The 24,911-nt window shown below is 64.6% G+C and carries 29 protein-coding genes; 17 read left to right on the top strand and 12 right to left on the bottom strand.

Translation table 11 applies throughout. The features are described 5' to 3' along the window. Nucleotides 1-65 precede the first annotated feature (65 nt). On the top strand, nucleotides 66-1,316 hold the full coding sequence (locus tag JQ575_RS10015) for an ATP-binding protein (RefSeq protein WP_212033036.1): 1,251 nt from the start codon (nucleotides 66-68) through the stop codon (nucleotides 1,314-1,316). Here JQ575_RS10015 and JQ575_RS10010 read toward each other — a convergent pair. After that, nucleotides 1,252-2,136 (bottom strand): YihY/virulence factor BrkB family protein, encoded by an 885-nt coding sequence (locus JQ575_RS10010; protein ID WP_212033035.1) that lies wholly within the window; start codon nucleotides 2,134-2,136, stop codon nucleotides 1,252-1,254. The two genes, JQ575_RS10015 and JQ575_RS10010, sit on opposite strands and share 65 nt — an antisense overlap. A 135-nt stretch (nucleotides 2,137-2,271) precedes the next feature. On the opposite strand from JQ575_RS10010, the gene JQ575_RS10005 reads away from it, so the two are divergent. The 5 genes from JQ575_RS10005 (at nucleotide 2,272) to JQ575_RS09985 (ending at nucleotide 5,957) form a co-directional block, all read left to right on the top strand. Further along, on the top strand, nucleotides 2,272-2,466 hold the full coding sequence (locus tag JQ575_RS10005; RefSeq protein ID WP_192738322.1) for a twin transmembrane helix small protein: 195 nt from the start codon (nucleotides 2,272-2,274) through the stop codon (nucleotides 2,464-2,466). Between the two features lie 23 nt (nucleotides 2,467-2,489). Then, nucleotides 2,490-3,062, top strand: coding sequence for a cob(I)yrinic acid a,c-diamide adenosyltransferase (locus tag JQ575_RS10000; RefSeq protein WP_212033034.1), 573 nt, complete (start codon nucleotides 2,490-2,492; stop codon nucleotides 3,060-3,062). A gap of 125 nt (nucleotides 3,063-3,187) precedes the next feature. Then, a complete protein-coding gene (locus JQ575_RS09995; protein ID WP_212033033.1) occupies nucleotides 3,188-3,937 on the top strand; it encodes an electron transfer flavoprotein subunit beta/FixA family protein in 750 nt (249 codons plus the stop codon). Then, a complete protein-coding gene (locus JQ575_RS09990; protein ID WP_212033032.1) occupies nucleotides 3,937-4,887 on the top strand; it encodes an electron transfer flavoprotein subunit alpha/FixB family protein in 951 nt (316 codons plus the stop codon). Before JQ575_RS09995 ends, JQ575_RS09990 begins: the two co-directional genes overlap by 1 nt. A gap of 188 nt (nucleotides 4,888-5,075) precedes the next feature. After that, nucleotides 5,076-5,957 (top strand): 3-hydroxybutyryl-CoA dehydrogenase, encoded by an 882-nt coding sequence (locus JQ575_RS09985; RefSeq protein WP_212033031.1) that lies wholly within the window; start codon nucleotides 5,076-5,078, stop codon nucleotides 5,955-5,957. Between the two features lie 37 nt (nucleotides 5,958-5,994). Here JQ575_RS09985 and JQ575_RS09980 read toward each other — a convergent pair whose 3' ends face one another. Genes JQ575_RS09980 through JQ575_RS09975 form a run of 3 tightly spaced genes read right to left on the bottom strand, consistent with a single transcriptional unit; the run spans nucleotide 5,995 to nucleotide 7,585 of the window. Further along, complete coding sequence (locus JQ575_RS09980) at nucleotides 5,995-6,846, bottom strand: aminotransferase class I/II-fold pyridoxal phosphate-dependent enzyme (RefSeq protein ID WP_312015913.1); 852 nt, start codon at nucleotides 6,844-6,846, stop codon at nucleotides 5,995-5,997. Beyond that, entirely contained in the window at nucleotides 6,843-7,196 is a 354-nt protein-coding gene (locus JQ575_RS45660) for an aminotransferase class I/II-fold pyridoxal phosphate-dependent enzyme (protein ID WP_283842603.1), read from the bottom strand. Before JQ575_RS45660 ends, JQ575_RS09980 begins: the two co-directional genes overlap by 4 nt. 5 nt (nucleotides 7,197-7,201) lie before the next feature. Next, the gene (locus tag JQ575_RS09975; protein WP_212033030.1) at nucleotides 7,202-7,585 is read right to left on the bottom strand and encodes a tautomerase family protein; all 384 of its coding nucleotides are present in this window, start codon (nucleotides 7,583-7,585) and stop codon (nucleotides 7,202-7,204) included. A gap of 106 nt (nucleotides 7,586-7,691) precedes the next feature. Between JQ575_RS09975 and JQ575_RS09970 the strand changes: the two genes are divergently transcribed. Together JQ575_RS09970 and JQ575_RS09965 are read left to right on the top strand one after the other, a co-directional pair. Continuing rightward, nucleotides 7,692-8,549, top strand: a complete 858-nt coding sequence (locus tag JQ575_RS09970; protein ID WP_212033029.1) for a LysR substrate-binding domain-containing protein — start codon at nucleotides 7,692-7,694, stop codon at nucleotides 8,547-8,549. Nucleotides 8,550-8,607: 58 nt separating this feature from the next. Continuing rightward, nucleotides 8,608-8,796 (top strand): hypothetical protein, encoded by a 189-nt coding sequence (locus tag JQ575_RS09965; RefSeq protein WP_212033028.1) that lies wholly within the window; start codon nucleotides 8,608-8,610, stop codon nucleotides 8,794-8,796. A gap of 4 nt (nucleotides 8,797-8,800) precedes the next feature. Here JQ575_RS09965 and tlpA read toward each other — a convergent pair whose 3' ends face one another. Continuing rightward, nucleotides 8,801-9,490: a thiol:disulfide interchange protein TlpA gene (gene tlpA / locus JQ575_RS09960; RefSeq protein WP_409364776.1), complete on the bottom strand. Its 690-nt coding sequence runs from the start codon at nucleotides 9,488-9,490 to the stop codon at nucleotides 8,801-8,803. 128 nt (nucleotides 9,491-9,618) lie between these two features. On the opposite strand from tlpA, the gene argH reads away from it, so the two are divergent. From argH to JQ575_RS09940, 4 genes are all read left to right on the top strand, one after another. Beyond that, entirely contained in the window at nucleotides 9,619-11,016 is a 1,398-nt protein-coding gene (gene argH, locus JQ575_RS09955; RefSeq protein WP_212033026.1) for an argininosuccinate lyase, read from the top strand. Nucleotides 11,017-11,129: 113 nt separating this feature from the next. Continuing rightward, nucleotides 11,130-11,402: an LPS translocon maturation chaperone LptM gene (lptM, locus tag JQ575_RS09950; protein ID WP_192738311.1), complete on the top strand. Its 273-nt coding sequence runs from the start codon at nucleotides 11,130-11,132 to the stop codon at nucleotides 11,400-11,402. A gap of 11 nt (nucleotides 11,403-11,413) precedes the next feature. Further along, the gene (lysA, locus tag JQ575_RS09945) at nucleotides 11,414-12,679 is read left to right on the top strand and encodes a diaminopimelate decarboxylase (RefSeq protein ID WP_212033025.1); all 1,266 of its coding nucleotides are present in this window, start codon (nucleotides 11,414-11,416) and stop codon (nucleotides 12,677-12,679) included. A gap of 57 nt (nucleotides 12,680-12,736) precedes the next feature. Next, complete coding sequence (locus JQ575_RS09940; RefSeq protein ID WP_212033024.1) at nucleotides 12,737-12,997, top strand: DUF3551 domain-containing protein; 261 nt, start codon at nucleotides 12,737-12,739, stop codon at nucleotides 12,995-12,997. Nucleotides 12,998-13,054: 57 nt separating this feature from the next. On the opposite strand, the gene JQ575_RS09935 is transcribed toward JQ575_RS09940, so the two are convergent. Both JQ575_RS09935 and JQ575_RS09930 read right to left on the bottom strand, forming a co-directional pair. Then, nucleotides 13,055-13,966, bottom strand: coding sequence for an NAD(P)-dependent oxidoreductase (locus tag JQ575_RS09935; protein WP_212033023.1), 912 nt, complete (start codon nucleotides 13,964-13,966; stop codon nucleotides 13,055-13,057). Nucleotides 13,967-14,121: 155 nt separating this feature from the next. After that, complete coding sequence (locus tag JQ575_RS09930) at nucleotides 14,122-14,502, bottom strand: carboxymuconolactone decarboxylase family protein (protein ID WP_211994134.1); 381 nt, start codon at nucleotides 14,500-14,502, stop codon at nucleotides 14,122-14,124. Nucleotides 14,503-14,669: 167 nt separating this feature from the next. Here JQ575_RS09930 and JQ575_RS09925 point away from each other — a divergent pair, with 167 nt between their 5' ends. Beyond that, on the top strand, nucleotides 14,670-17,318 hold the full coding sequence (locus JQ575_RS09925) for a TIGR02302 family protein (protein WP_212033022.1): 2,649 nt from the start codon (nucleotides 14,670-14,672) through the stop codon (nucleotides 17,316-17,318). A 223-nt stretch (nucleotides 17,319-17,541) separates the two neighbouring features. Here the strand turns inward: JQ575_RS09925 and JQ575_RS09920 are convergent, their stop codons facing one another. Together JQ575_RS09920 and JQ575_RS09915 are read right to left on the bottom strand one after the other, a co-directional pair. Further along, complete coding sequence (locus JQ575_RS09920) at nucleotides 17,542-17,916, bottom strand: response regulator (RefSeq protein ID WP_212033021.1); 375 nt, start codon at nucleotides 17,914-17,916, stop codon at nucleotides 17,542-17,544. Between the two features lie 38 nt (nucleotides 17,917-17,954). Continuing rightward, nucleotides 17,955-18,830, bottom strand: coding sequence for an MJ0042-type zinc finger domain-containing protein (locus JQ575_RS09915; RefSeq protein ID WP_212033020.1), 876 nt, complete (start codon nucleotides 18,828-18,830; stop codon nucleotides 17,955-17,957). Between the two features lie 237 nt (nucleotides 18,831-19,067). On the opposite strand from JQ575_RS09915, the gene ftsE reads away from it, so the two are divergent. From ftsE to JQ575_RS09900, 3 genes are all read left to right on the top strand, one after another. After that, on the top strand, nucleotides 19,068-19,727 hold the full coding sequence (ftsE, locus tag JQ575_RS09910; RefSeq protein WP_192738303.1) for a cell division ATP-binding protein FtsE: 660 nt from the start codon (nucleotides 19,068-19,070) through the stop codon (nucleotides 19,725-19,727). Continuing rightward, a complete protein-coding gene (locus tag JQ575_RS09905; protein WP_212033019.1) occupies nucleotides 19,720-20,691 on the top strand; it encodes an ABC transporter permease in 972 nt (323 codons plus the stop codon). The genes ftsE and JQ575_RS09905 overlap by 8 nt, the downstream gene beginning before the upstream one ends. Nucleotides 20,692-20,797: 106 nt before the next feature. Further along, nucleotides 20,798-21,514, top strand: coding sequence for a YdcF family protein (locus tag JQ575_RS09900; protein ID WP_212033018.1), 717 nt, complete (start codon nucleotides 20,798-20,800; stop codon nucleotides 21,512-21,514). 116 nt (nucleotides 21,515-21,630) lie between these two features. Here the strand turns inward: JQ575_RS09900 and JQ575_RS09895 are convergent, their stop codons facing one another. Further along, complete coding sequence (locus tag JQ575_RS09895) at nucleotides 21,631-22,353, bottom strand: GrlR family regulatory protein (protein WP_212033017.1); 723 nt, start codon at nucleotides 22,351-22,353, stop codon at nucleotides 21,631-21,633. 83 nt (nucleotides 22,354-22,436) lie between these two features. Then, complete coding sequence (locus tag JQ575_RS09890) at nucleotides 22,437-23,033, bottom strand: gamma-glutamylcyclotransferase (RefSeq protein WP_212033016.1); 597 nt, start codon at nucleotides 23,031-23,033, stop codon at nucleotides 22,437-22,439. Between the two features lie 189 nt (nucleotides 23,034-23,222). Here JQ575_RS09890 and JQ575_RS09885 point away from each other — a divergent pair, with 189 nt between their 5' ends. Further along, nucleotides 23,223-24,410 (top strand): DUF2125 domain-containing protein, encoded by a 1,188-nt coding sequence (locus JQ575_RS09885; RefSeq protein WP_212033015.1) that lies wholly within the window; start codon nucleotides 23,223-23,225, stop codon nucleotides 24,408-24,410. 6 nt (nucleotides 24,411-24,416) lie between these two features. On the opposite strand, the gene JQ575_RS09880 is transcribed toward JQ575_RS09885, so the two are convergent. After that, entirely contained in the window at nucleotides 24,417-24,608 is a 192-nt protein-coding gene (locus JQ575_RS09880) for a hypothetical protein (protein ID WP_212033014.1), read from the bottom strand. Between the last annotated feature and the right edge of the window lie 303 nt (nucleotides 24,609-24,911).

The raw sequence follows: 24,911 nt of genomic DNA, 5'->3' as shown, positions 1-24,911 counted from the left end.
AAAGCCCATCGTGACTCCGGCCGCCGTGGCATGCCATGCTTGGTTCCAGGCTGGGTCAGGGGATCATGGCGGCATCACCGCGTTCACGGCGTACAACACGGCTGACCAGGAAGCAGCCGAAGAAGAAGCGCGTATCGCGCGTTGGCGCGAAGAAACGCGGTCCGCGGAAGGCGGCGGCCGGGCCCGGCGTGGTCGAAGTGGCACTGGCGGCCTTTGCCCACGAGGTGCGCACGCCGCTGACCGGCATTCTGGCGATCAGCAATCTGTTGGCCACCTCCGACCTCGACGAGCGCGAACGGCGCTGGGTCGACACCATCAAGGCCGGCGCGGAACATCTGGCGAGCCTTGCGACCTTGTTCGTCGATGCCGCGCGCAGCAGCGGTCCCGGGCTCACCGTGCGCCACGATTTCTTCGATCTGCGCACGCTGGCGCGCAACGCCGGCGATTCGCTGACCGGGCGGGCGGCGGCGAAGGGTCTGCAGTCGTCGGTCGAGATTTCCGAAAAGCTGCCGGCATTCGCGGTCGGCGATCCCGTAAGGCTGCGGGCGGCGCTGGAGAACCTGATCGACAATGCGGTGAAATTCACCGAACAGGGCAGCGTCACGCTTGTCGTGTCGCCGCTGCGCGCGCCCAGGGGCAAAATCGGCGTCGCCTTTGCGGTTTCCGACAGCGGCATCGGCCTCACGCTCAGCGAGATCAAGCGCCTGTTCCGCCCGTTCTCGCAGGCCAATGTCTCGATCGCCTCAAAGTTCGGCGGCACCGGGCTTGGGCTGTCGTCGGTCAAGCAACTCGCGCGCGCCATGGGCGGCGACATCGTGGTGACGCAACGGCGCGGCGGCGGCACCACCTTCACGCTCAGCGTCGTGATGGCGCCGGCCAAGGGCCCGATTACGATCATCACGGGGGCCGATGGCGAGCCGTCGACCGGCGCGCTGCGGTCCCTGCACCTGCTCAGCGTCGAGGACAATCCGTTCGGCCGCGTCGTGCTGAACGCCATCCTGACCGAACTCGGCCACCAGACCGAGTTCATCGGCCAGGGCGAGGCCGCGCCGGAGCGGATCGCGCAAGGCAGTTTCGACGCGGTGCTGATGGACATGGTGCTGCCGGGCATCGACGGCATCGAGGCTATCAGGCGCATTCGGGCGCTCCCTCCGCCGCTCGGCCGCATCGCCATCATCTGCGTGTCGGGGCGCGGCGAGGATGAGGTGGCCTCGCGCGCTGCGGGGGCCGACGCCTTCCTGGTCAAGCCTGTCAGTCCACGTGCGCTAGCGACTGCGCTGCTTGAAGCGACACGCCGCGCGGCAGCCGCGACTTGATGATCGCCGCGTTGAGTTCGCCGCCATAGACGAAGATCGCGGCGAGGAAATACAAAAACACCAGCGCGATGATGACCGATGCGAGGCCCGCATACATCGTCACGTAATTATTGGCGAAGCGCGCCAGATACTGGCCGAAGACGATGCCCGATACCAGCGACGCCACCATGGTGAAGATGATGCCGGGCAGGATCTGCACAAATCCCCTGCGTCCCGCCGGCAGCCAGGCGTGCAGGATGAACAGCGCCACGATCAACGCGCCAATCGTGATGCTGTAGCGGGTGACGTTGAGGAAGTGTTCGTTGCTCTCGACGAAAAACGGAATGTGGCGCCGTGCCGCCTCCAGCATCAGGGGAAACAGCACGATCAGGAACGCCATCGCCAGCGCGGTGAAGGCGGCGACCAGCGTGTAGCCGATCGACTCCAGCCGCAGCCAGTACCAGCTGCGCGGCTCGATCACGGAATAGGCGCGGTTCAGCGCCACCCGCAGCGCCTCGACGCCATTCGAGGCGAAATACACCGCCAGCACCGCGCCGATGGTCAGCAAGTCGCCGCGGGTCGTGGTCAGCACGTCGTGGATTTCGCCTGAAAGCGAATCGGCGACCTGTTGCGGCCAAACCTGCAGCAGCAGCCCGACCGCCTGGTCGGCGAGTTCCTTGGACCCGACAAAAGCGGCCAGCGACGTCAGCACGATCAGGAACGGAAACAGCGCCATCAGCGTCGACAGCGCGATATGGCTGGCGATCGCCCAGCCATCGTCGATGAGGAACTCGTAAAAGGCATCCACCACGACGTGATAGACGTACTTGACCTGCCTCACATGCCACCTGGCCCGGCGATTGACGGTTCGCTCTGAGCTTCTGATATTATTGGGCTAAAAGCCAGATCGATCAGGCGTCTGTGCAGGCTCTGTGAACGTATGGCGGCCGGCCCGGCGCGGTGTTATGTAGCGCCGATGGCATCCTTTTTTGGTTCGATTGTTCTGCCCATCGCGGTCGCTGCCGTTGCGATCGTGCTGCTATTGGGTCTCATCAACATGATGCGGGGCGGCTCGCCCAGTCGCTCGCAGAATCTGATGCGGCTGCGGGTGTTGCTGCAATTCATCGCCATCGTCATCACGATGGCCGTGGTCTGGGCGATGGGCAAATAGGGCAAGCAAGAGGGGACCCGCCAATGGTCGTGCTTAATCGAATCTACACGCGGACCGGCGACGACGGCACCACCGCGCTCGGCAGCGGCGAACGCCGCCCGAAATACGATCTGCGCGTCAGCGCCTATGGAACCGTGGACGAGACCAACGCCGCGATCGGCGTGGTGCGGCTGCATCTGGCGCAGGCGCGCGAACTCGATGCGATGCTGGGCCTGATCCAGAACGACCTGTTCGATCTCGGCGCCGATCTCGCGGTGCCCCAGCGCGACGGCAAGGCGGAGCGGCTGCGCATGCTGTCCAGCCAGGTCGAGCGGCTCGAGCGCGATATCGATACGCTCAACGCCCATCTGGCGCCCCTGACCTCCTTTGTGCTGCCCGGCGGCACCTCCGCTGCGGCATACCTGCATCTCGCTCGCACCATATGTCGCAGGGCGGAACGGATCATGGTGGAACTGGCGGCCAGGCCGGAAGAGCCGGTCAGCGAGCCTGCCATACAATATATGAACCGCCTGTCGGATTTCCTGTTCGTCGCCAGCCGCGCCATGAACGATAATGGCGCCGGGGACGTGTTGTGGGTGCCCGGCCAGAACCGCTAGAGTGGCCTTCCAAAGGGGTCGATTTTTGGCTTTCGCGCGTTGACCGCCGATAGCGGGACCATTAGGTTCCGCGCCCAAGCTATAAAGAGCCAACCAAACCCCAGAATTCAAGCGAAAGAGGATCGATGAAGGTTCTTGTGCCGGTAAAACGGGTGGTCGATTACAACGTCAAGGTCCGCGTCAAGAGCGACGGAACGGGCGTGGAACTCGCCAACGTGAAGATGTCGATGAATCCGTTCGACGAAATCGCCGTCGAGGAAGCGCTGCGGCTGAAGGAAGCCGGCAAGGCGACCGAAGTGGTGGTGGTATCGATCGGGCCCGCGCAGGCCTCCGAGACGATCCGGACCGGTCTTGCGATGGGCGCCGACCGCGGCATCCTCGTCAAGGCCGAAGGCAATGTCGAACCGCTGGCGGTCGCCAAGATTCTCAAGGCTATCGTCGACGAAGAGAAGCCTGGCCTCGTCATCCTCGGCAAGCAGGCGATCGACGACGATTCGAACCAGACCGGCCAGATGCTGGCTGCACTGCTCGGCTGGTCGCAGGCGACCTTCGCTTCCAAGCTCGAAGTCGACGGTTCCGATTTCAAGGTGACGCGCGAAGTCGACGGCGGCCTGCAGACCCTGAAGCTGAAGGGGCCGGCCATCGTCACCACCGATCTGCGGCTCAACGAGCCGCGCTACGCCTCGCTGCCCAACATCATGAAGGCGAAGAAGAAGCCGATCGCCGACAAGAGTGCGGCCGACTACAGCGTCGATCTCACGCCGCATCTTGAAGTGCTGAAAACCACCGAACCGCCCGGCCGCAAGGGAGGCGTCAAGGTCAAGGACGTCGCCGAACTGATTTCGAAGCTCAAGAACGAAGCCGGGGTTCTCTGATGACCACGCTGTTGATTGCCGAACACGACCATGAGGCCCTCAAGGACTCCACCAACAAGGCGCTGACCGCGGCCACCCAGCTGGGTGCCGAGGTTCACGTGCTGGTCGCCGGTGGCGGCCAGGGCACCAAGGCGGCGGCCGAGGCGGCGGCAAAGCTGGCCGGCGTCACCAAGGTGCTGGTTGCCGAGGGCGACGCCTATGCCCACGACCTTGCCGAGCCGCTGGCGGCGCTGATCGTGGCGCTGGCGCCGTCCTATGACGCCTTCGTCGCGCCCGCGACTTCGCGCTTCAAGAACGTGATGCCGCGCGTCGCAGCGTTACTCGACGTGATGCAGGTGTCCGAAATCATCAAGGTGGTTTCGCCCGATACGTTCGAGCGGCCGATCTATGCCGGCAACGCGATCCAGACCGTGAAGTCCAAGGACGCCAAGAAGGTCATCACGGTACGGACCTCGACCTTCGCCGCGGCCGGCGACGGCGGCAGTGCTGCGATCGAGAACGCCGCCTCGGCGGCCGATCCGGGCCTCTCCACCTTCGTCGGTGAGGAAGTCGCGAAAAGCGACCGCCCCGAACTGACGTCCGCAAAAATCATCGTCTCCGGCGGCCGCGCCATGCAGAGCCGCGAGAACTTTGCCAAGTACATCGAGCCGCTCGCCGACAAGCTGGGCGCCGGCGTCGGCGCCTCGCGCGCCGCCGTCGATGCCGGCTATGCGCCGAACGACTGGCAGGTCGGCCAGACCGGCAAGGTGGTGGCGCCGGAGCTCTATGTCGCGATCGGCATTTCCGGCGCGATCCAGCATCTCGCCGGCATGAAGGATTCCAAGGTGATCGTTGCGATCAACAAGGATGAGGACGCGCCGATTTTCCAGGTTGCCGATTACGGCCTGGTTGCGGATTTGTACCAGGCGGTTCCGGAATTGACCGAGGCGCTCGGCAAGCTCGGAAAATAACGGCAGTCAAACAGCGGCCGGACGCGTAAGCTCCGGCCGGTGTTAATCTAGGGACAGCGTTTTCAAGCGAAGTGGCTACCGGGTTCGCTTGAAGAAAACGCGTCGAAAACAGGTTTAAGCCTCGGTTCGGACCGGGGCCTAACGGGATGAACTGGCGCGATATGCGTGCCGTTCGGGTGGATGACAAGATGGCGGTGACAATCAAGAAGGTCGGCGTGATCGGCTCGGGCCAGATGGGCAATGGCATCGCCCATGTGGCGGCGCTGGCCGGCCTGGACGTGGTGCTCAACGACGTGTCCGCCGATCGGCTGAAATCGGCGATGGCGACCATCAACGGCAACCTGTCGCGCCAGGTCGTCAAAAAGATGATCACCGAGGACGCGCGCAAGCAGGCGCTGGACCGTATCACCTCGACCGAAACCATCGAAGGGCTTTCGGACTGCGACCTCGTGATCGAAACCGCGGTCGAAAAGGAAGAGGTCAAGCGCAAGATCTTCCACGACGTCTGCGCGGTGCTGAAGCCGGAAGCTATCGTCGCCACCAATTCCTCGTCGATTTCGATCACACGGCTCGCCGCCTCGACCGACCGCCCCGAGAAGTTCATCGGCATTCATTTCATGAATCCGGTGCCCGCGATGGAACTGGTCGAACTGATCCGCGGCATCGCCACCGATGACGAGACGTTCGATACCGCCAAGGCCTTTGTCACCAAGGTCGGCAAGCAGATCGCGGTGTCCGAGGATTTCCCGGCCTTCATCGTCAATCGCATCCTGCTGCCGATGATCAACGAGGCGATCTACACGCTGTATGAAGGCGTCGGCAACGTCGAGGCGATCGATGCGGCGATGAAGCTCGGCGCGCACCATCCGATGGGGCCGCTGGAGCTGGCCGATTTCATCGGCCTCGATACCTGCCTGTCGATCATGCAGGTGCTGCATGAGGGGCTGGCGGATTCGAAATACCGGCCGTGCCCGCTGCTTGTGAAATACGTCGAAGCCGGCTGGCTCGGCCGCAAGACCCAGCGCGGTTTCTACGACTACCGCGGCGACAAGCCGGTGCCGACGCGGTAATTCCTCTCGTCAGTCAGGTCGAGCGGCCGCCGACGCGTCACCGCAGCGCGTCGCATGCGCGCTGCAATCGCCTTCCCGCTTCCTCGATGGTCGATGTCGGATTGGCAAAGCTGACGCGGATATAGGGCGACAAGCCGAAATCCTCGCCGGCAACGACCACCAGATCGGCGTGGTCGAGCAGGTAAGCCGCAAAGTCGCGGTCGGTGGCGATCAGCTTGCCGTCCGGGCTACGTTTGCCGATCACCCCGGCGCAGGCGATCAGCAGGTAGAACGTGCCTTCCGGCGGCTCGCACGACAGACCCACGCAATCATTCACTATCTCGCCAAAAAGGTCGCGCTTGCTGCGCAGGACGGAAGCGCGTTCGGACAAAAGTTCCTGCGGTCCGTTGAGCGCTGCCACCGCGGCGGCCTGGCTGATCGATGAAGCGCCGTTGGTGGTCTGCGACTGGACCGTGGTCATCGCACGGATCAGCGCGGAAGGTCCGGCGGCATAACCGACCCGCCATCCCATCATGGCGTAGCTCTTGGCAACGCCGCTGATAGTCAGCGTCCGTGGCCTCAGGCGGGGCTCGATTGCGGCGAGCGTCGGCGCGGGGATGCCGCCAAACACCATGTGCTCGTAGAGGCCGTCGGCGAGGATCCAGATGTCCGGATGCTGCAACAGCACCGCGGCGATGGCGGACAATTCGCCCGCCGAGTAAACGGCGCCGGAGGGATTGACGGGATTGTTGATGATGAGCCAGCGCGTGCGCGCCGTGATCGCCGTCCGCAGATCGTCCGCGCGCAGCTTGAAACCGTTGTTCTGCGGGCAGGGCACGATGACCGGCGTTCCGCCGCTCAGGCGGACCTGATCGAGATAGGGCGCCCAATAGGGCGCAGGGATGATCACCTCGTCACCCAGCGCCAGCGTCGCCTGCAGGCGTTGAACAGTGCCTGCGTCGAGCCGTTGCAGATGATGATCTCGTCCTGCGCATAGCTGAGACGACGGTCGCGCAGCAATGCGGCACGCACCGCCCGCTTCAGCTCCCGCGTGCCGTCGACGTCGGTATAACGGGTTTCGCCGCGCAGTGCCGCGGCGTGCGCGGCGGCGATCACATGGTCCGGCGTTGCAAAGTCGAGATTGCCCGAAGACAACTCGATGATGTCGCGGCCGGCCGCGCGCAGCTCGCGGGCGCGGCGGCGCAGGATCGATGCGGGGGAAGCGTGAATGCCGTGCATGCGCGGCGAAAGTGCTGGCATGGCGGTCACCGGACGTATTGCGCCTCGCCATGGCCGAACGACCAGTTTTCGGGAAGCACCTCGACGAGGTTGATGAAGATGTCCTCAGGCCGCAGGCCGGGGCTTTCGGCGAGAAGCTCGACGATGCGTCGATACAGCTTCTGCTTTTGCGCCACCGGCCGCGTGTTGCTGACGGTGAGTTGAATAATCACCAGATCGTCGCTGCGCTTGATGCCGAGATAGTCTGCGCCGTAGACGAAATCGCCTTCGTCATGTTCCGAGATCGTCATGAAGCGATCGCCTTCGGGCACATCGAAGGTCTCGCGCATGGCGCGGTAGAGGCCTTCAAGGATGGCCTTGTGGTAGGCGGCGGGCTTGCCCCGTCGCAATGAAACCCGGGTGAGTGGCATGGTGGATCTCCTGGCGTCGATCGGTTGGCGTCGACCAAACCTAGGCGCCTCTTGATCATTGTAAAATGGTATGGAATACTATTTCAGTGATTTCATTTTTAAATAGATGGCCATGAAGGCGCTCGACGTCGAGGCGGTCCAGGCCTTTGTGCTGGTGGCTGACCTGAACAGCTTCACCCGCGCGGCGGAGGCGATGGACACCACGCAATCTGCGGTCAGCCTGAAGATCAAGCGGCTGGAAGACGGGCTGGGCCGGCGGCTGCTGGAGCGAACGCCGCGCCTGGTTCGTCTGTCCGCGGAGGGCTCGGCCTTCCTCGGCGCGGCGCGCAACCTCGTTGCCGCGCATCAGTCGGCGATCGGGGCCTTCGTCGTCGAACACCGCCGGCTGGTGGTCGGCATCAGCCACCACATCGTCGGAACAGAACTGCCCGCGTTGTTGAAGCGGATGAACGCCACCGATCCGGGTCTGGTGATGCAATTGCAGGTCGATACGTCCCGCACCGTGCTGGCGGCCTTCGACGACGGCACGCTCGATGCCGCGATCGTGCTGCGCCACGATGCCAAGCGCCGCGACGGCGACGTGTTGTTCGAAGAGCCATTCGGCTGGATGGCCTCGCCGGATTTTTATCGCCAGCCCGGCGAGCCGCTGCGTCTGGCGACCCAGGCCGAGCCTTGCAGCGTTCGCGCCATGGCGGTCGACGTGCTCGACGCCGCCGGCATCCAATGGACCGAGGCCTTCGTCGGCGGCGGGCTTGCAACCATTGGAGCCGCCATATCCGCAGGCCTTGCGGTGGCCGCGCTGGCGCGCCGGGTGGCGCCGTCAGATACCGTCGATCTCGGGCCGCGGCTCGGTCTGCCGCCATTGCCCTCCCGCGAAGTCATCCTTTACTCGAAACCTTCCGATCCCCGCACGCGGCAGACGCTGCGCACCCTCGGCGCAGCCTTCGCGGCGAGCGCGGGCTGAAAACCGATCATTAACCACCGCCCGCTAGGGTCCCTCCGGCGTTTCGGGAGTCTTGCGTATGGACATGATGGCTATGGTGTCGAGCATGCTCGCCATGCAGGCGGGCGGTCTGCAGCAGCAGATTCAGACCTCGATCATCAAACAGAACAACGACGCCGAGAAATTCGCGGTCCAGACCCTGCTCGGCACCCCCTCGACGGCCAACCTGGCGCCGGGCGTCGGCGGCAATCTGAACGCGATCGCCTAAATCCTTAGAACCCCGCCGCCACCGGCTTCACCGCGGCCTTGATCAGCGCAATCGCGTCGTCGCTGGCCCATTCGGCGGGACCGGCCAGATTGGCGATTTCGCAGCCCTGGCCGTCCACCAGGATTGAGGTCGGCATGCCCAGCGCCTTGCCGATGCCCTTAAGATCCTGAAAAACCTTGGCTTTTGCGTCGGTGAAATAGGCCAATTTGGTCAGATTGGCCTCTTTCAGGAAGTTTTTGGGCTTGTCGGGATCGCGGGTGTCGATGTTGATCGCGACCACCTCGAAATCCTTGCCGCCGAGCTTGGTCTGCAGGCTGTCGAGCGCCGGCATCTCTTTCCGGCAGGGCACGCACCAGGTGGCCCACAGATTGACCAGCACGGTCTTGCCGCGCCAGTCGGAGAGTTTTCGGGGCTTGCCCTCGGCATCATCGAACGCGAGGTCAGGCAGCCGGAGCGGGCTGGTGGCCATGGTCAGCGCGGCGACCTCGCCATGCGCCAAAGGCCCGATCTTGCGCGCCAGCTCGACCGCGCCCGCACAGGCGGCATCGCCGCCCGAGCCGCGCTTGAAGCTGCCGAACCCGTAGACCCCGGCAAAACCGATCGCCGCCCCAATCAGGACCGCGCCGACGGCGATGGGGATCCGGCGTGTGGCGGCCGGGCGAGAGGCAGGCGTTTCGGGCATATCGTTTGTCATCCTGTATCAGATACGGCTATGCAGTGCTCATGTTACGGCCGAAACCGGCACGGCGTTTCGCCGGTTTCGACGATAAATGCCAGACCTGAATAGCCAGCACCTGAATAAGAAGTCGTGAGCGAGAAGTCATGAGCAACAAGATGTGGGGCGGCCGGTTCACCGAACGTCCCGATGCGATCATGGAGGAAATCAACGTCTCCATCGACGTCGACCGTCACATGTATTCCCAGGACATCGCCGCGTCCAAGGCCCACGCCGCGATGCTTGCGGCGCAGGGCATTATCACCGCGGGTGATGCGAAAAATATCGGCAAAGGTCTAGACACGATTCTGTCAGAAATCGAAAAAGGCGCGTTCGATTTCAAGCGTGCGCTCGAAGACATTCATATGAACGTCGAGAGCCGGCTGACCGATCTGATCGGGCCCGCCGCCGGCCGGCTGCATACCGCGCGTTCGCGCAACGACCAGGTCGCGACCGATTTTCGTCTCTATGTGCGCGACACCATCGATGAGACCGACGCGGCGCTGGCCGCGTTCCAACATGTCCTGGTAGAGCGGGCGCTGGAACACGCCGGCACCGTGATGCCCGGCTTCACCCATCTGCAGACCGCGCAACCCGTGACGTTCGGGCATCATCTCCTGGCCTATGTCGAGATGGCCGCGCGCGACCGCGGCCGCTTTGCCGACGCACGCAAGCGGCTGAACGAATCGCCGCTCGGTGCGGCCGCGCTCGCCGGCACCTCGTTTCCGATCGACCGTCACGCCACCGCCAAGGCGCTCGGCTTCGACCGGCCGATGGCCAATTCGCTCGACGCAGTCTCGGACCGCGACTTCGTGCTCGAGACCCTTTCGGCGGCGTCGATCGCGGCGGTGCATATGTCGCGCTTCGCCGAGGAGATCGTGATCTGGACCTCGCCGCTGGTCGGCCTCATCAGGCTGAGCGACAAGTTCACCACCGGCTCGTCGATCATGCCGCAAAAGCGCAACCCCGATGCGGCCGAACTGGTGCGCGCCAAGACCGGGCGGGTGATCGGCGCGCTGACGGCGCTCCTGATCGTGATGAAGGGGCTGCCGCTCGCCTATCAAAAGGACATGCAGGAGGACAAGCAGGGCGCGATGGAAGCGTTCGCCGCCCTCTCGCTGGCGATCCGGGCGATGACCGGCATGGTTGCCGACCTCGTGCCCGACGAGAACAGGATGAAGGCGGCCGCGGGCGAGGGCTATGCCACCGCCACCGACCTCGCCGACTGGCTGGTGCGGACGCTGAAAATGCCGTTCCGCGACGCCCATCACGTCACCGGGCGCATCGTCGGTCTTGCCTCGAAACAGGGCGTGGCGCTGCACGAACTGCCGCTGCAGGCGATGCAGGAGGTCGAGCCGAAGATTACGGGCGAGGCGCTGCGCGTGCTGTCGGTGGAAGCGTCGGTCAAGAGCCGCACCAGCTATGGCGGCACCGCGCCGAAGAATGTGGCGGCTCAGGCCAAGTCCTGGCTTAAGCGGCTGGAAAAAGAGCGAAAATTGGGCTGAGGCCAAAAATTTCGCTGTAATTTCTTGGGTTTTTCTTGGGTTTCATGGGGGCGTCAGGCCTCGCCATCGCAAGGCAATCTTTGTATGGTGCGGCGCGCATTGGGGATTTCGTCGTGACACGTAACTACCGGCCGACATCGTCGGGATGGGCCATCATCCTGCTGAGCGTGAGCGCGCTTGCGCTCGGCGGCTGCGGCCGCAAGGGCGGCCTTGATCTGCCGCCGAACGCCTCGAATGCGTCGGCGCAATCCGCGGCCACCGATTCGGAGGCCGAGCGCGCGGCCCAGCCGGGCGTATACAATCCGGGCTTCGGGTCCGACGCCCAGCCGGAGGCGGCCAGGGGCAAAAAGAAACCATTCATACTCGACCCGCTGCTGGGTAACTGAGCGCGCGCACCATGAATCATTTCGACTATCGCAACGGCGTGCTCCACGCCGAGGCGGTCAATCTTTCCGATCTCGCGGATGCCGTGGGAACGCCGTTCTATTGCTATTCGACCGCGACGCTGGAGCGCCATTACCGGGTGTTCACCGAGGCCTTCGCCGGCGAGAAGACACTGGTCTGCTACGCCATGAAGGCCAATTCCAACCAGTCGGTGCTGCGCACGCTGGCGAAACTTGGCGCCGGCGCCGACGTGGTTTCCGGCGGCGAGTTGAAGCGCGCGCTGGCGGCGGGAATACCCGCAAACAAGATCCTGTTTTCCGGCGTCGGCAAGACCGAGGCGGAACTTCGCGCGGCGCTGGCGGCGGATATCCTCTGCATCAACGTCGAATCCGAGCCTGAACTGGAATTGTTGTCGCGGCTCGCGGTCGAAATGGGCCGGACCGCGCGGATTTCGGTGCGCGTCAATCCCGACGTCGATGCCGGCACCCACGCCAAGATCGCCACCGGGAAATCCGAGAACAAGTTCGGCGTGCCGATTGCGCGCGCCCGCGAGGTCTACGCCCGTGCCGCAAGGCTGCCCGGGATCGAGGTCACCGGCACCGACATGCATATCGGCAGCCAGATCACGGATCTCAGCCGGATGGAGACCGCGTTCCGGATTCTCTCCGACTTCGTGCGGACCTTGCGCGCCGACGGCCACAACATCTCGCATATCGACTTCGGCGGTGGGCTCGGCATTCCCTATCACATGGACCGCGAAGCGCCGCCGCTGCCGTCCGCCTATGCCGCGATGGTCAAGCGGGTGACGCACAATCTCGGCTGCACGCTGATGTTCGAGCCGGGCCGGATGATCGTCGGCAATGCCGGCATCCTCGTGGCACGCGTGATCTATGTGAAGCCGGGCGACGCCAAGAATTTCGTCGTCATCGATGCCGCGATGAACGATCTGATCCGCCCCACGCTGTATGAAGCCCATCACGACATCCTGCCGGTCCGCGAAGCTGCGCCAGGCACGCCGACGATCACGGCCGACGTGGTCGGGCCGGTCTGCGAAACCGGAGATTATTTGGCGCTCGACCGCCAGATCCCCGAGCCCAGGGCCGGCGATCTCCTGGCGATCATGACCGCCGGCGCCTACGGTGCGGTGCAGTCAGGCTTTTACAACACCCGCGCGCTGGTGCCCGAAGTGCTGGTCAAGGACGATCAATTCGCGGTGGTGCGTCCGCGTATCGAAGTCGACGAACTGATCGCGATGGACCGGCAGGCGCCGTGGCTGTGACCCAAGGCATATTTGTCAGCGCGCGCTGACACTGTGCCGATTTCAAAGGAGATTCCGATGCGCATTCTGGCTTTGGCTGTCTTGACGATGGCGGCGGTTTCGGCGACGTCGCCGGCGCACGCCCAGACCTATAATCCGCGCTATCCAGTCTGTATCAAGCAGATCCAGACTTTCGGTGGTGAACGCATTGAGTGCGCCTACACCTCGCTGGAGCAGTGCAACGCGACGGCGCTGGGCCTTCCCGCCCAGTGCATCGAGAATCCGTATTATGGCGGGCGTCCGGAAGGTAGCGGCCGGCGTTATCGCCAGGGTTACTGAGCGGATCGGGCGCGTAGGTGGTGGAGCATGTCGCTCCACCTAATCCTACGCGATGCCTTACTTCGCGGCGTGGCTGCCGCCCTTGGCCCCGCCCACCACGACACCCGCGGCCTTTTCGATCGGCTTGATCGCCTCGGTGAAATCCGACTCCGCGCCCTGATCGCGGATCACCACTTCCCACAGGCGCCCGACCGCTTCGGCGACTTCCATCGACAGCCCCAGCGATTTCATTTCGTCCAGCGCGAGCCGCACGTCTTTCACCATCAGTCCGGTGGCGAAGCCGAAGTCGAACGTTCGCGGCAGCACGGCACGGGGAAACTTGTCGCGGCTGGCGGTATTCATTCCCGAACCGGCGTTGATCACGTCGACCATCACGGCGGGATCGAGCCCTGATTTGACGCCCATCACCACCGCTTCCGAGGTCGCCACCATCGCGGTGGCTGACAGGAAATTATTGGCGAGCTTCATGGTCTGCGCGGAACCCGGTTTCTCGCCAATGAAGAACACCTTGCCGATGACGCCGAGCGCGGGCTTCAGCATGTCGCAATCGGCACGCAGGCCCGACACCATCACGGCGAGCGTGCCCTTTTCCGCGCCGCCGACGCCGCCGCTGACGGGAGAGTCGATCTGCACGATGTTCTTCGCGGCCAGGAAGCCGTGAATCCGCGTTGCCATTTGCGAGCCGACGGTGGAGAGGTCGACGAAGCGCTTGACGCGCTTGCCTTCGATCACGCCGCCGGCGCCGGTTGCGACGTCGAGCGAGGCCTGCAGCGACGGCAGGCTCGCCAGCACCGTTTCACAGCGATCGGCGATATCCTTTGGCGATGACGCCACTTGCGCGCCGAGCGCCACAAGCTTGTCGGTGGCTTCCTTCCGCGTATCGAACACGGTGAGCTGATGGCCTGCCTCGATCAGGCGGCGCGCCATCGGGAAGCCCATCTTGCCGAGGCCGATGAATCCGATTTCCATGGTGTTATTTCCTTGTTTCGTCATTGTCTGCAACAAACGCGCAGCGTTTGTGCATGAGAGCGCAGCGACGCAATCCATTCTATCTTTGTGCGGCGAGGTGGATTGCTTCGCTTCGCTCGCAATGACGGATTAGAGACGGTTGATGTGGCTGACTCTCAGCCCTTGTCCATTTCCGCGAACACTTCGCGCGCGATGCGAAAGCTGTCGACGCCGGCGGGCGCGCCGGCATAGATCGCGACCTGCATGAAGATTTCGCGGATCTCGTCCTTGGTCACGCCGTTGGTCAGCGCGCCCTTGATGTGGGTGCGTAGTTCATGCGGCCGGTTCAGGATCGAGATCATGGCGAGGTTGAGCATGCTGCGGGTCTTGCGCGGCAGTTCCTCGCGGCCCCACACCGCGCCCCAGCAATATTCGGTGAGCAGTTCCTGGAACGGCCGGTTGAAATCGTCGACGTTCTTCAGGGCGTTGTTGACATAGGCCTCGCCGAGCACGGCTTTGCGCACTTCCAGGCCCTTGTCGTAGGTCTTCTTGTCCATGACGTTTCCTTCGGTGTTTTTACGGAGTCGGGCGGACGGTAGGGGGTCGAAGCCCCGCAGTCACGCCTTCGTGTTATGCGTATTTCCGGGTGTGGGTTAGCCGTGGAAACGGGTGCCTCATTGCCGCCGCTGTGCTAGGCTGATTTGTCGGCAACCCGGAGAGTTTATTGAACGGCGCCAACCCTGACCCCACGGAGCCAGCGCGCGAGCCGGATGCGGTGGCGCGGCTTCAACTGACGCAGGCCCTGCAGCGGGCCCAATATGCGATCGCGTGGGAGCGCGGGTGGCCGATTCTGGCCCGGCTGTTGACCGTCGTCGGACTGTTTCTGGTGGCGTCCTGGGCCGGATTGTGGCTGGCGCTGCCGTTTGTCGCCCGTGTCGTCGGCATTGCCTTGTTCGCAGGCCTGGCGCTCGGCGCGTTGTACCCGATCTTGCGCTATCGCTGGCCGACCCGTGAGGAGAGCCTGAGCCGGCTCGACCGCGGCACCGGCATTCGCCATCGCCCGGCGACCGCGCTCACCGACACGCTGGCCAGCAAGGATCCGATCGCGCTGGCGCTCTGGAAGGAGCAGCGCGAGCGGACGCTGGCCTCGATCAAGCGGATCCGCGCCGGTCTGCCGTCGCCGCGGCTGCCGATCCACGATCCCTGGGCGCTGCGTGCGCTGGTCATGGTGATGGCGGTGGCGGCCTATTTTGCCGCCGGTGACGAACGCGCGATGCGCATCGCGGCCGCCTTCGACTGGAACGGCGTGCTGGCGCCGGCCAATGTCCGGGTCGATGCCTGGGTGACGCCGCCGGTCTACACCAGCAAGCCGCCGATCATTCTTTCCGCCGCGAGCAAGGACGCTGGACCCAATAGCGGGCCGCTGGCGGTTCCGGCCGGCAGCACGCTGCTGGTGCGCTCCAGCGGCGGCTCGATCGATGTCGTGGTGGGTGGCGGCGTCACTGAAGTCGCGCCCAGCGAACAGGCGCCGAAGGGCACCAACGAGCGGCATTTCAAGATTGCCGGCGACGGTACCGCGCATGTCCGCGCACCGGCCGGTCAGCCGCAATGGCGGTTCGCCGCGACGCCCGACCGCGCCCCGACCATTTCGCTGGCGAAGGATCCCGAGCGCCAGGCCCGCGGCTCGCTGCAGATGTCCTACAAGCTCGAGGATGATTACGGCGTCACCGAAGCCCGCGCCTCGTTCGCGGCCCGGCCGGCCGATTCCGGCAAGGAAGCAGTCAGGGAAATCGGCAAGGAACCGGCAAAGGGCGCCAAAGGCGGAGACAAGGCTGCCGAGAAGACTGCCGAAAAAACCACCGAGGCGCGCCCCCTGTTCCCGGCGCCGCAGTTTCCGCTGGCGCTGCCGAACGCGCGCACCCGCAATGGTGTCGGCCAGACCGTCAAGGATCTCAGCGAAGATCCCTATGCCGGCGCCGACGTCACGCTGACGCTGACGGCCAAGGACGAGGCCGGCAATGAGGGCCGCAGCGAGCCGTTCAACATGCGGCTGCCGGAGCGGCTGTTCACCAAGCCCTTGGCGCGCGCGCTGATCGAGCAGCGCCGTATCCTGGCGCTCGACGCCAACCAGAACGGGCAGGTCTATGCCGCGCTTGCCGCGCTGATGATCGCGCCGGAATTGTTTACGCCGGAAGCCGGCCACTATCTCGGCCTCTACAGCGTCTCGCGCCAGCTCGAGGCGGCGCGCACTGACGATGCCATGCGCGAGGTGGTGGCGAGCCTGTGGTCGCTCGCGGTCACGATCGAGGACGGCAACATCACCGATGTCGACAAGGCGTTGCGCGCGGCGCAGGAGGCGCTGAAGCAGGCGCTGGAGCGCGGCGCCAGCGACGAGGAGATCAAGAAACTCACCGACAATCTGCGCGCCGCGCTGGATAATTTCCTGCGCCAGCTCGCCGAACAGCTCAAGAACAATCCGCAGCAACTGGCGCGGCCGCTCGATCCCAATACCAAGATGCTGAGCCAGCAGGATCTCAAGAGCATGCTCGACCGGATGGAGCGGCTGTCACGCTCCGGCGACAAGGATGCGGCAAAGCAATTGCTCGAACAGCTGCAGCAGATGCTGGAGAACCTGCAGATGGCGCAGCCCGGGCAGGGCGGCGACAACGACATGGAGCAGGCGCTGAACGAGCTCGGCGACATGATCCGCAAGCAGCAGCAATTGCGCGACAAGACGTACAAGCAGGGCCAGGATTCGCGGCGCGATCGCATGCGCGGCAAGCAGGGCGAGCAGAACATGGGCGACCTGCAGCAGGACCAGCAGGGCCTGCGCGACCGCTTGAAGAAATTGCAGGAAGAACTCGCCAAGCGCGGCATGGGCCCGAGCCAGCGCGGCGAGAAAGGCCAGCGCGGCGAAAAGGGTCAGCAGGGTCAGCAAGGCCAGCCGGGCGGCGACCAGGGCGACGGCGAGGACGGCCTCGAGCAAGCCGATAACGCCATGGGTGACGCCTCCGGCCGGCTTGGCGAAGGCAACGCCGACGGCGCGGTCGATTCGCAAGGCCGCGCGCTGGATGCGCTGCGCAAGGGCGCCCAGAGTCTCGCCGAGGCCATGCAGCAGGGCGACGGCGACCAGCCCGGCGACGGTCCGGGCAATCCCAACGGCCGGCAGCAGGGCGCGCAAAGGAATACCGATCCGCTCGGGCGGCCGATGCGCAACAACGAGTTCAGCGACGACTATTCGGTGAAGATCCCCGGCGAGATCGACGTACAACGCGTGCGCCGCATTCTGGAAGAACTGCGCCGGCGCCTCGCCGATCCGGCCCGCCCGCAGATCGAACTCGATTACATCGAGCGGCTGCTGAAGGATTACTAGAGCGGCTTCAGCGTGCTTACCCTCCCCTGGAGGGGGAGGGTCGATGCGAAGCGGCGGGGTGGGGTGACGGTCTCTCCACACGAACAGTGTGCAAGGTGAGAGACCGTCACCCCACCCCGTTTCGCATTTCGCTGCGCTTCATGCGAACCGACCCACGAGCAAGCTTCGCTTGTCTCGGACCCCTCCAGGGGAGGGTGTTGAGCCGCTCACAAGATGATCCGCGCTACCCCTTCCGCGCCGCCAGCGCATCGGCGACTGCGGTGCGGATATCGGCCACCGAAAACGGCTTTGTCACCACGTCATGCACGATCGCATTGAGGCCGGAGGCGCGTTCGCGCTGATCGGCAAAGCCGGTCATCAGCAGGATTTTCAGGTTGGGGAAATCGCGCGCCGCTGCCAGCGCCAGCGCGATCCCGTCCATCACGGGCATCTGGATGTCGGTGAGCAGCAGGTCGAACGCACCCTTTTCGCGGTTGAGGATATCGAGCGCCTCGGCGCCGTCCTCGGCGGTGACGGTCTCATGGCCGTCCATCGCGATGGCGCGCGCCACCAGGGAGCGCATCGAGTCTTCGTCGTCGGCAATCAATACACGCGGCATGGCAACGGCTCATTTGCGAGCGGGACGTCCGGCCAATTTTACGCGCGGCCGGCGGCCAGATCCCGCTTGTTGAAGAAGCGTACATCAATATTGCGGCCTTCGGGCGGCGGCGACGCCAGCCGCGACTTGAAATAGGCGCGCTCGCCCGGCTTCAGCACCGGCTGCTCGAGCACCGCGTTCCAGGCATAGATCTCCGCGCCCTGTTCGTCGCGAACGCTAAAGCGCAGCCGCGGCAATTCGACCGGCTTCCTGGTCTCGCCGACGATCACGCCTTCGATGACCAGCACCGGCTTGCCGTCGACGGTCTCGTTGGTGATCTTGATGTCCTTGAACGACAGCCCGCGCAAATTCACATCCAGCCCGACCATCTTGTAGAACGTCGCGGTCTGCGGCAGCAGCCGCACCACGTCGGTGCGCCAGAACATCAACGCCACGACCAGTGCGCCCATCGCGGCGCAGGCGACGGGAGCGCTGATGGATGGCAGGCGCATGGACGGCAATTTGGGCAGCCGGAACAGCTTGGCCAGCCGCGAGCGGTGGGTGGAAACCGCCTCCTGATGCGCCTCGGCATCCTGCTGGGCGACCGACGGCCAGTCGGCTTCATTTCCCCGGGAACCTTCGCCCTCGGCGGGCCAATCGGCCGAAATCGACGGGCTGTCGACCACCGGGGGCTCGTGGGCCTCTTCCTGGCGGGCCATGGCCTCCCACTCGGCGGCAGCGTCCGCCTCGGCATTTCCGGCTCCCTGGTCGGCTTCCGCCATCGCCGGCACGGCAGGCGCGATCTCGACCGCATCCTCGGGGCGGGCCAGCCAGGTTTCCTTGCAGCGGGAACAACGCACGGTACGGCCGGCGGCACCCAAGGTGGCCAGCTTGATCGCGTAGGATGTTGTACAATGGGGGCAGACGATGTGCATGGAGCCCGTTTCCACAGTGTCTTTGGGCCGATGCTAGCTGGCGACCGTTAACGAATCGGAAACCATAACGGTCGCACAACCGTTTTGTCCGGTTCGCGCCCAAAACCTGGGCTGCGAGCCCAAGGGTACTGTCAAGGGTACTGTCAAGGGTACTGTTAGGTACGGGTTTCCGGTCGAGGCCCAGGCAAACGTCGAGGCCGAGGCAGAAGCCGAGGCCCATCTCGAGCGGAGCTGAGCTTGGTTCGGTTCGAAAATGTTGGATTGCGCTACGGGCTCGGCCCGGAGATTTTGCGCGACCTGTCGTTCCTGATCCCGGCCCATTCTTTCCAGTTCCTCACGGGCCCGTCGGGCGCCGGCAAGACCTCGCTGCTGCGGCTGTTATTCCTGTCGATGCGGCCGACGCGCGGTCTGGTCAATCTGTTTGGCCACGACGTCTCGCTGCTCGGCAAGGACCAGATTGCGGATTTGCGCAAACGCATCGGCATCGTCTTGCAGGATTTCCGCCTGCTCGATCACATGACGACCTATGAGAACGTGGCGCTGCCGTTCCGCGTCATGGGGCGTGATGAATCCAGCTACCGGCGCGAAGTGATCGATCTGTTGAAATGGGTCGGGCTCGGCGAGCGCATGGATGCGCTGCCGCCGATTCTGTCCGGCGGCGAAAAACAACGCGCGGCGATCGCGCGCGCGGTGATCTCGCGGCCGCAATTATTGCTGGCGGACGAGCCGACCGGCAGCGTCGATCCGACGCTGGGCCGGCGGCTGTTGCGGCTGTTCATCGAGCTCAACAAGTCGGGCACCGCCGTGATCATCGCGACCCACGACATCACGCTGATGGATCAGTACGAGGCGCGGCGTCTGGTGCTGCATCAGGGACGGCTGCATATCTATGAGTAGATCCGGTGACGAGCATGGTCCGCTGGTCGATCTCGGGCACGAACGCCCGCAGGTGCCGGCGCGGGCGCGCAACATGTCGCCGATCGTGCCGCGCGCCTCGATCTCCGGCCGCGCGCTGGTCGCGGTGGTCGCGATCATGACGTTCCTCGCCTCGATCACCACGGGCACCGTGCTGCTGGTAAGCGCGTCGGCGGCGGAGTGGCAATCGGAAGTCGCCAGCGAAATCACCATCCAGGTGCGCCCCTCGCCAGGCCGCGATCTCGACCGCGATGCGATCGCGGCCGTCGAGGCGATGCGGGCCCAGGCCGGCATCGTCGAGGTCCGGCCCTTCACCAAGGACGAGTCGGCCAGATTGCTGGAGCCGTGGCTCGGCACCGGGCTGTCGATCGAGCAACTGCCGGTGCCGCGCGTCATCGTGGCAAGGGTGCAGCCCGGCACCACGCCCGACCTCGCCGCCTTGCGCGCGCGGGTGTTGCAGGCAGCCCCCTCCGCCAGCGTCGACGATCACCGCGCCTGGATCGAGCGCATGCGCTCGATGACCGGGGCGACGGTATTCGCCGGCATCGGCATCCTGGCGCTGGTGATCGTGGCAACCATCATTTCGGTGTCGTTTGCGACGCGTGGCGCGATGGCGGCGAACCGCCCGATCGTCGAGGTGCTGCATTTCGTCGGCGCCGGCGACAGCTACATCGCCAACCGTTTCCTGCGGCATTTCCTGAGACTCGGCCTCGAGGGCGGGTTGATCGGCGGCGGCGCTGCAATGCTGGGTTTTGGTTTCTCGGAATCGATCGCGAGCTGGTTCTCGGGCACGCCGGTCGGCGATCAATTTGCCGCACTGCTGGGCACGTTCTCGCTGCGTCCGTCCGGCTATCTGGCGCTGGCGGCGCAGGCGGTGCTGATCGCCGCGATCACGGCCTGGGCATCGCGGCGGACGCTGTTCGCCACGCTGGACGACATTGATTAAAGCGTTTTCGAGCGAGGGGCCTTGATCCGGGGGAGGGCACCGGACCAGACTCCACTTCGCCCAAAAAACTTCTAGAATTGCGAGCGGAGAGGACAGCAAGAACTGCATGCGTGTGCAACCCGACGATACGTCGCGACAAGCGCCGGCCGTGCGGCCGCGAGGGTGGCTGCGGGCGACCATCGTCGCCACGCTGGCGCTCGGTTTCGTCGGCGCGGCGGTGGGCTTCATCGGTTTCCTGTCGCAACTGCGCGGCGTCGAAATCAAGCCGGCCCGCAATGCCGACGGCATCGTGGTGCTGACCGGCGGCTCGTCGCGGGTGTCGGATGCGATGGAATTGCTGGCCGGCGGCTATGGCAAGCGGCTCTTGATTTCGGGCGTGCACCCGACCAACGCCGCCAGCGACATTTCCCGCACGCTGCCCGACAACCATTCGCTGCTGCGCTGCTGCGTCGACCTCGACCGCTCGGCCGTCAACACGCGAAGCAACGCGGCGGAGACGCGGCGCTGGGTCAAGGAGCGCGGCTTCAAGTCGTTGATCGTGGTGACTTCGAACTACCATATGCCGCGGGCGATCGTTGAATTGTCGCATGCGATGCCGGATATCGAACTGATCCCGTTCTCGGTGGTCGGCGACCGATGGCGCGACGAGCCGTGGTGGACCTCAGGCGTAACCTTCCGCCTGCTGCTGTCGGAATATGTAAAATATGTCGCCGCCGAATTACGGGTGACGCTTGCCGATATCGGCATCGAGCTTTTGCCCGACGGCGATCAGCCGACCGGTTCGACGGCGCCGCGCCGTCCGGCGACCGCGCAGGCGAATTGATGGTCGGTGTGGCTTCCTAGCCTTTTCCGTTCCGATGGAATCCGAACGGGGCTCCAGATTCTTGTTTTGACGCGTTTTCTTTACGCGAACCGGTGTCCACTTCGCTGGAAAACGCTCTAAGCCGCGCAGATCAGTTTCAGCTCGGCTTCGAAGCGGATGCTTCGCTTGCCCGCCAGCGCAGTCCCCTCGAGGGTGCCGCCCTCCGCATCGCATGTTCCGGAAAACCCGATTCCGATTTCATGCCCGCCAAAGACCGGGTCCTCACCCCGCGCCGGGGTGTGTTCCTGATTGACCATCTGGCCCTTCCAGCGGCCGTTCGATGATGAATACGACCCGAGGTAATAGAAGAAGGCATCGCCGCCGACGATGCGGCCGTTGTTCAGCAGCATGACGCCGGTCAAGCCGCCGGGCATGCCGTCCAGGATTTTGAGGTGAATCGAGTACAGCCCGTCGGAAATGCCGCCTTCGCCGATCGTGCCGGGGGCTGCGAGTTCGCTCTCGTCGAGCGGCGTCATCACGGATCGAAACGTCGCGTTGGGCATTTGCGGCGAGCCGCCCTCAAAGCAAAACGCGTTTCCGACCGCCCGTCCGGTGACCGCAATGGTCGAAACGTCGGAACCGAGCAGCGATTGATGAGCGGCGCCGAAATTGTGCCGGCGGCTGGTCACCTCGACGGCGATCGCCTCGCCGTCGAAACGATAGGTCCCGATGTGGGCGAACCCCGAATTGCCACCCAACAGCTTGCCGTCCCGGACGTAGCTGACGCTGCGTCCGACGGCTTCGTTGACCCTGAATTCGCTTTTGAAGAAGCCGTCGAAACGGCGTGATGTCGTGCCCATGCGGGACACCTAGCCCAGAACGCCATTTGCGTCACCCCGTTTTCCACCTCATCGAAGCAGGGGGGCGAAAATGCCGCAAACGCCTATTCCGCAGGCGTTTTCCGCTGCAAGACCGGGTGCGAATCGTGCAGCATCAGTGCCAGCTGGTGCAATTGCGTATCGCGAAAACCTTCGGCTTCGATCGCCTTCACGGTCGCCAGCACATAGTCGCGGTTGACGCCGGACTGGCCGTGACCCTGCAGCACGTGACGCAATTGGTCCGCCAGCGACAGCCTTCCGGCATACTGCACATGGCCGCGGTCGACCACATAGGCCAGCGCGCTGACGCGCTGCCGCGCCTCGTTCTCCAGCCACACCGAGCGCTTCACCTCGCGGTAGACGGACGTCACCTGTTCGCGCTCGCGCAAGTAGGCGACGGTGGCGGCGCGATTCTGCTCCGCGACCCGGAATGCGATGCCGCGGCAGGCGCCGCCGCGATCGAGCCCGAGCACCAGGCCGGGCTTTTCCGGCGTGCCGCGATGGACAAAGGAATAGACGCAGAGCGCGCGGTGCTCGCCGATCAGCCGGGCCGGCACCCGTTCGACGAATTCGAAGCCCGGCCGCCACATCAGCGAGCCATAGCCGAACACCCAGAGGTCGCCGCTGGAGAATTCCGAATCTTGCAGGGTCATTGCGGACATCGGCACAAGCGTTTTCGAGCGAAGCATGCCCCCGGACTTGATCCGGGGGTGGGGACCGGGTTCGCGTAAAGAAAACGCGTCCAAACGAGGAACGGCTACCAGAAGGGGAGAAGCGAAGCAAATTCAGCGGCTTTTGCCGGGGCCGGTACTCGCTTACATTTGACAAAATCATGAGCCAAAGGTCGCCGCATGCCCGACATTACCCCTGCGCCGCGCCGGCGCCCGCTTTGGCGCCTTTTTATCTTGCCCGCACTGCTGGTGGTTGCAGCCATCGCCTGGAGCGGTTTCTGGTTCTATGCGGCGTCCGAGGTCGGCGTGCGCGCCGATGCGTGGCGCGCGCAGGAAGCCAAAGCCGGCCGGATCTATGATTGCGGCAAGCGCTCGGTCGCCGGCTATCCGTTCCGCCTCGAAGTCCGCTGCGAGGACGCCAGCGTGACGCTGGTCTCGCAGACCGCGGGCGCGGGCGCGCCGTTCACGGCGCGGCTCGGCGAGATCATGGTGATCGCCTCGATCTACCAGCCGAAACTCCTGATCGCCGAGTTCAAGGCGCCGGCGACGATTGCCGATCGCGGCCAGCCGCCGTCGCTGAAGGTGAACTGGAGCGTTGGCCGCAGCAGCGTGGCGGGGCTGCCGGCCGTTCCGGAGCGCGCCTCGATCGTGTTCGACAATCCCTCGATCGAGCGCGTCAACGGACCGGTGCAGACGCCGCTGGCGCGCGCCAACCGCGTTGAACTGCACGGCAGGCTTGCGGAGGGGTCATCGATCGCAGATCCGGTGATCCAGACCGCGCTGCAGATATCAGGGGGCAGCATTCAGGAATTGCATCCGCTGCTGGCGACGCCATTCGAATCCGATGTGCAGACCAAGCTCAGCGGCCTGAAGGATTTCTCGCCGAAGCCGTGGCCCGAGCGCTTCCGCGAAATGCAGGCCGCGGGCGGCAAGGTCGAGATCGTGCGCTCGCGGATTCAGCAGGGCGAGCTGGTCGCCGTGGCCGCGGGGACGCTGGGCCTCAATGCGCAGGGGCAGATCGAGGGCGAGCTGCAGATGACGGTCACGGGTCTGGAGCGGGTGATCCCGGCGCTGGGTATCGACAAGATGCTGGAGCAGGGCGTGCCGCAGGCCACGCTCGATCGCGTGGCGCCCGGCGTCAAGAGCCAGGACCTCACCAATCTGTTCGGCGCGCTCGACAAGGCGATTCCGGGGCTTGGCAAGGTCGTCAAGCAGAACACCAATGTCGGCGTCGCCGTCGGCATCAATTCGCTCGGCACCGCAGCCGAGCTTGAAGGCAAGAAGGCGCGCAGCTTCCCGCTGCGCTTCGTCGACGGCGCGGTGTTGCTGGGGCCCCTGAAGGTGGGGCAGATCCCGCCGCTGTTTTGATTCCGCTTATTTCAATTTGGCGGCCTGTAGCGTGAACGCGCGCTTCTTGACGACATAGGCCCTCAATTGCGCTTCGTTACGCAGCGCATTCAGCTTCGCTTCGCCTTCAGGCAGTTGCTTCGCCTCACGGGCGCGTGCATTCGCCTGCTGTTCCAGATGGTCCGCCGTTAGGAATAAGGCCCTCCTCCTGGGATGCATGCCGGGCCTCATTTCGGTGAGTATAGATTGCCAGCAAACCAGTCATTTGGTTCGGATTGCACCAGGCTGGATGCGATCTGTACTTGACCGACGTGACCGCAGTTTTCGCAGTGCAGCGTCCAGTGCTCCCGCCCAGGCCCCGAAGGCATGATCCGCTGCACCATGGCCGTGCCGGTGCAGCGTTGGCATCGCGGGATCGAGCTGGCTGTCTGAGGGGGCATTGCAATCTCCCTGGAGCTTGCCGAAATCTAGTTCGGCGATTTAAGCTCCCCGTTGAGCCAACCCTCCGCACCGCCGGCCATG

Origin of the sequence: Bradyrhizobium sp. JYMT SZCCT0428, assembly GCF_018131075.1 — a bacterium.
In the GTDB taxonomy this organism is placed as follows: Bacteria; Pseudomonadota; Alphaproteobacteria; order Rhizobiales; family Xanthobacteraceae; genus Bradyrhizobium.
This window is presented reverse-complemented; position numbering and strand designations above follow the sequence as displayed.

Coding starts and splice junctions, on each gene's coding strand:
- JQ575_RS09985 (WP_212033031.1), top strand. CDS start 5,076: ATGGCGGTGACAATCAAGAAGGTCGGCGTGATCGGCTCGGGCCAGATG.
- JQ575_RS10000 (WP_212033034.1), top strand. CDS start 2,490: ATGGTCGTGCTTAATCGAATCTACACGCGGACCGGCGACGACGGCACC.
- JQ575_RS09915 (WP_212033020.1), bottom strand. CDS start 18,830: ATGCACATCGTCTGCCCCCATTGTACAACATCCTACGCGATCAAGCTG.
- JQ575_RS09975 (WP_212033030.1), bottom strand. CDS start 7,585: ATGCCACTCACCCGGGTTTCATTGCGACGGGGCAAGCCCGCCGCCTAC.
- JQ575_RS09935 (WP_212033023.1), bottom strand. CDS start 13,966: ATGGAAATCGGATTCATCGGCCTCGGCAAGATGGGCTTCCCGATGGCG.
- JQ575_RS09905 (WP_212033019.1), top strand. CDS start 19,720: ATGAGTAGATCCGGTGACGAGCATGGTCCGCTGGTCGATCTCGGGCAC.
- JQ575_RS45660 (WP_283842603.1), bottom strand. CDS start 7,196: ATGCCAGCACTTTCGCCGCGCATGCACGGCATTCACGCTTCCCCCGCA.
- JQ575_RS09995 (WP_212033033.1), top strand. CDS start 3,188: ATGAAGGTTCTTGTGCCGGTAAAACGGGTGGTCGATTACAACGTCAAG.
- JQ575_RS09965 (WP_212033028.1), top strand. CDS start 8,608: ATGGACATGATGGCTATGGTGTCGAGCATGCTCGCCATGCAGGCGGGC.
- JQ575_RS09885 (WP_212033015.1), top strand. CDS start 23,223: ATGCCCGACATTACCCCTGCGCCGCGCCGGCGCCCGCTTTGGCGCCTT.
- JQ575_RS09940 (WP_212033024.1), top strand. CDS start 12,737: ATGCGCATTCTGGCTTTGGCTGTCTTGACGATGGCGGCGGTTTCGGCG.
- JQ575_RS09930 (WP_211994134.1), bottom strand. CDS start 14,502: ATGGACAAGAAGACCTACGACAAGGGCCTGGAAGTGCGCAAAGCCGTG.
- JQ575_RS09990 (WP_212033032.1), top strand. CDS start 3,937: ATGACCACGCTGTTGATTGCCGAACACGACCATGAGGCCCTCAAGGAC.
- JQ575_RS10005 (WP_192738322.1), top strand. CDS start 2,272: ATGGCATCCTTTTTTGGTTCGATTGTTCTGCCCATCGCGGTCGCTGCC.
- JQ575_RS09970 (WP_212033029.1), top strand. CDS start 7,692: ATGGCCATGAAGGCGCTCGACGTCGAGGCGGTCCAGGCCTTTGTGCTG.
- JQ575_RS09900 (WP_212033018.1), top strand. CDS start 20,798: ATGCGTGTGCAACCCGACGATACGTCGCGACAAGCGCCGGCCGTGCGG.
- JQ575_RS10015 (WP_212033036.1), top strand. CDS start 66: ATGGCGGCATCACCGCGTTCACGGCGTACAACACGGCTGACCAGGAAG.
- argH (WP_212033026.1), top strand. CDS start 9,619: ATGAGCAACAAGATGTGGGGCGGCCGGTTCACCGAACGTCCCGATGCG.
- JQ575_RS09895 (WP_212033017.1), bottom strand. CDS start 22,353: ATGGGCACGACATCACGCCGTTTCGACGGCTTCTTCAAAAGCGAATTC.
- lysA (WP_212033025.1), top strand. CDS start 11,414: ATGAATCATTTCGACTATCGCAACGGCGTGCTCCACGCCGAGGCGGTC.
- JQ575_RS09890 (WP_212033016.1), bottom strand. CDS start 23,033: ATGTCCGCAATGACCCTGCAAGATTCGGAATTCTCCAGCGGCGACCTC.
- JQ575_RS09880 (WP_212033014.1), bottom strand. CDS start 24,608: ATGCATCCCAGGAGGAGGGCCTTATTCCTAACGGCGGACCATCTGGAA.
- JQ575_RS09920 (WP_212033021.1), bottom strand. CDS start 17,916: ATGCCGCGTGTATTGATTGCCGACGACGAAGACTCGATGCGCTCCCTG.
- tlpA (WP_409364776.1), bottom strand. CDS start 9,490: ATGACAAACGATATGCCCGAAACGCCTGCCTCTCGCCCGGCCGCCACA.